Origin of the sequence: Corynebacterium sp. HMSC06C06 (genome assembly GCF_001807295.1) — a bacterium.
Taxonomy (GTDB): Bacteria; Actinomycetota; Actinomycetes; order Mycobacteriales; family Mycobacteriaceae; genus Corynebacterium; species Corynebacterium striatum.
This window is the reverse complement of record NZ_KV788469.1, coordinates 1-672: the sequence shown is the minus strand read 5'-3', so window position 1 is coordinate 672 and position 672 is coordinate 1. Positions and strand designations below refer to the sequence as shown.

The 672-nt window shown below is 54.2% G+C and carries 1 protein-coding gene; it reads right to left on the bottom strand.

Features of this window, described 5'->3' with window-relative positions; translation table 11 throughout:
- Window positions 1-609, bottom strand: a 609-nt coding sequence (locus HMPREF3153_RS01465) for a TetR/AcrR family transcriptional regulator (RefSeq protein WP_083280917.1), incomplete at its 3' end; no start/stop codon positions are given.
- Window positions 610-672 lie beyond the last annotated feature (63 nt).

The following is a 672-nucleotide window of genomic DNA, read 5'->3' as shown; positions in this document are numbered from 1 at the left end:
TAGAAGTGGTGCAACGACGGTCTGAACCCAAGATGCGTTCGTGATGCCGCTTTTGATGCCCGCTAAGTAGATGCGCAGCATGCGCTTTTGGATATCGGGCACGTAGTTCTCCACCTGCACCTTCCTGGGGCGCACCAGCGTCAAGATACCCACCACGAAGTCGAGGTGCCCCACGCCGGGGCCGATTACTTCGTGCTGCTTTCCGAGCTCAATGAACCTTTCGCCATTTTCTTGTAACGCGTCGCGCTTCAATTTCAAATGCTCCGGCAGGGTATCTAAGTCTTCTGGCGCGAAGGAAGGAATGAGGCTGGTCAAACCCATCGTTGTGAGCTTGAGGGCATAGTCCAGGACGAAGTTTTCCGCGTCCGAAGGATCGGATTCGAAGTCTTCAATCAAGCGATTTTGGAAGACCAGGAAACCGTCGCTCATGTGTTCCGCGCACGCGTGAATTAGCGCTTCACGGTCCGGGAAGTTGCGGTAAAGCGTTGCAACGCCCACGCCTGCTTCCTGGGCAATCTTTTCAAGGGAGACCGAGTTGCCATGGCGTTTAAACATGGCACATGCCGCCTCGATGATGGCTATTCGACGGCGTAATGCATCGGCTCGCATGGAGGTAGGTATCGCTTTCTAGGTTAGAGTTGTGATGTCTATGGAGTTTTTGGTCACGGAGTC